Annotated in this window: 2 protein-coding genes; both read right to left on the reverse strand. The window is 35.8% G+C overall.

Annotated elements, in window-relative coordinates:
* Positions 1 to 36: 36 nt before the first annotated feature.
* The gene (gene istB, locus COD11_RS25085) at positions 37 to 801 is read right to left on the reverse strand and encodes an IS21-like element helper ATPase IstB (protein WP_098799614.1); all 765 of its coding nucleotides are present in this window, start codon (positions 799 to 801) and stop codon (positions 37 to 39) included.
* Position 802: 1 nt separating this feature from the next.
* Positions 803 to 2,365 (reverse strand): IS21 family transposase, encoded by a 1,563-nt coding sequence (istA, locus tag COD11_RS25090; protein ID WP_098799615.1) that lies wholly within the window; start codon positions 2,363 to 2,365, stop codon positions 803 to 805.
* Between the last annotated feature and the right edge of the window lie 139 nt (positions 2,366 to 2,504).

A 2,504-nucleotide genomic window follows, 5' to 3' on the forward strand; every position in this document is an offset into this window, starting at 1 on the left:
TGTGACCGTCAAGTAGAATGACACAATTTTTGCTCATTAATTTGAAACACTTTGTTCCCCAAATATGGTAGAACGATGCTTCATACGATAACTATCTTCATTTAAATGAATAATCTCTACTCGATGCAGAATTCTATCTAGAATAGCTGTTGTTATAGCTTGATCTCCTAATAATTCTCCCCATTCTTTTGGAGCCTTGTTAGAAGTTAGAATAATGGACGATTGGTTATATAAATCGTTTATTAAATGGAAAAACATATTTGCTTCTTGTTGATCCATTGCCATGAACATCAAGTCATCTATGATAACTAAATCTGCTTCTCTAATTCTCTTCATTCTTGCTTTAGATTTGCGCGTGAATTCTTCCGTTTTCAGATTATGAACTAGGTCTCCCATTGAAGTAAAAATAGCTTTGTATCCTTGGTTTATTGCCTCTATACCTAGCCCGACCGCCAGGTGCGTTTTGCCTACACCAGGCGGTCCTAGTAATATTAAATTGTATAACTGTTCAACCCAAGTTAAGTCTCTTAATCTATTTAATTGTTTATTACTTAAAGACTTCTGTTCTTTCAAATTGAATTCCTCGAGTGTTTTACTAAAAGGAAAGGTAGCCCACTTTAAGCGATTATTTAATTGCTTTTCCTCTCTTCGAGCTTGCTCATAGGTTGTTACATCTAATAAAAATTGAGTGAATGATTGGTCCTTTTGCTCAGCTTCTCTGATCAAATGGGGTAGGTGTTTGGCAGTTTCAACGAGTCTTAATGCTTTCATTATGTCTTGTATTTGTTGAAGTTGACTCATCTTATTTTACCTCCATTAACACCGTGTAAGAATCTACTTTTCTTTTGTGTGCATCTGTTTCTAAAACCCATTCAGACAGCTTGTTCAAAGGTTTGATTTCTATTTTGTTTTCTATAACTGTTTCATTTATCTGGCGTTGACGTTTCACATATGCAACGATATCGCTAAAATCTGTTGCACTAAATAGTTTCCTTTTTACGCACTCTGCTAACGCCTTGGTTAGTACTTCGCTATTGCTTTCTTTTGCTTCACGCAAGATAATTTGCAGTTGGTCTTTAATGTAACGAGGATTTTTCTCTCTAACCTTCTCTAAATATTGATAGGCTCGTTCTTTATCTTCAAATTCCTCGGCCACTGTGCTAATATATGCTTCGACTCCTTTTGTACGGTCTCTACTATGTTTTCTATCTTTTACTAATTGGCCTTTGCCATTTGGAATCATATGTTTTGCAATGATTTCGCCAGTATCAGGGATATAAATAATCAGTTCTTTATTCTCCGTTTCCTTGATACATACTTTATCCAATTTGTTGTATGTGCCAAGTGGAAGAGAGTACCGATTTGAACCGAAACGAATTGTATTGTCCTTATGGACACACCTTGCTATACTTGTATCATAGTTATTTTGAATATCTATTTTTTTGGAGACCGGCTTTAAGTGTTGCTTTTCGAGGAGAAACACTTCAAACGGTCTTTTTTTTGTTGTGTTGTGTACCTTAAAGTTCCCAGTTCTGTTTAGCCATTCCCAACCTTGTTCGTTCCAGGAATCAATGTTATGGAATACTCTATGTTTGGCAAAGTTTTGTTTTATGAATCCTACAACATTTTCTATTCTTCCTTTACTTTCTGGGTCAGCTTTGCGACAAACACGAAGGTTCAAACCCCTAGATTCCCTATAATTTTGAAACTCTTTTGTTAAAATTAAATCTCCACCATTTTCACTAACTACAATTAAACTATCTTGATCATACACAATCTCATTGGTCATTCCACCGTACCACTTGAATGCATTCTCATGCGCTCTAATTACATCCTGTGTTGTAAAAGGTCTATCCAACCACTCTTTATATTTTTGTCTAGAGTGGGAGAGGACAAAGGCTATAAAGGTTAGCTTAATCTCCTTATTATCAGCTGTCTGTTGCCTTGTATGTCCGAAGTCTACCTGCATTTGTTCGCCCATCGGGGGATCGGGGATTGCCTCATACATTCGAGGAGACGTTTCTTTTTTTATCTGGTATTCTTCTCTAAGATCCTTTACATAACTTCTAACTGTACTCTCCCCAATATTTATATCTTCATATTTCTCCAGAAGCCAATCATACACTTGTGCAGCTGACATATCCGGATGCATCCTCAACCAAGATAGTATCAGCTCTTTATTGGGATCTAGTATTCTCTTTTTATTCTTAAGAGATTCTACCCAATCAGCCATCTCCGAAGGTGATTTCTTCAAATGTCTGTAAACTGTTGACCTTGAAATCCCTAACTTTTCAGCTATTTTAGTTTGACTAAATCCTTGTTTTAATAATTGTCTTATTTCCATGTACATTTCCCACTTATCCACCTTTTCTGACCCCCACTGTAAGTAATGAAACTATTATTCATTTTACAGGGGAGGAGTAATATTCATTGCTGGTATATTTGGGTAAATAAGTGTTTCATCAAATCAAGCAAAACTTGTATACTTTATTCTAGCAGTCACA

It is taken from the genome of Bacillus sp. AFS040349 (genome assembly GCF_002577655.1).
GTDB lineage: Bacteria > Bacillota > Bacilli > Bacillales > Bacillaceae > Metabacillus.

What these genes read in the sequence shown, in the direction of transcription:
- istB (WP_098799614.1), bottom strand. Translation starts at nt 801, where the DNA reads ATGAGTCAACTTCAACAAATACAAGACATAATGAAAGCATTAAGACTC.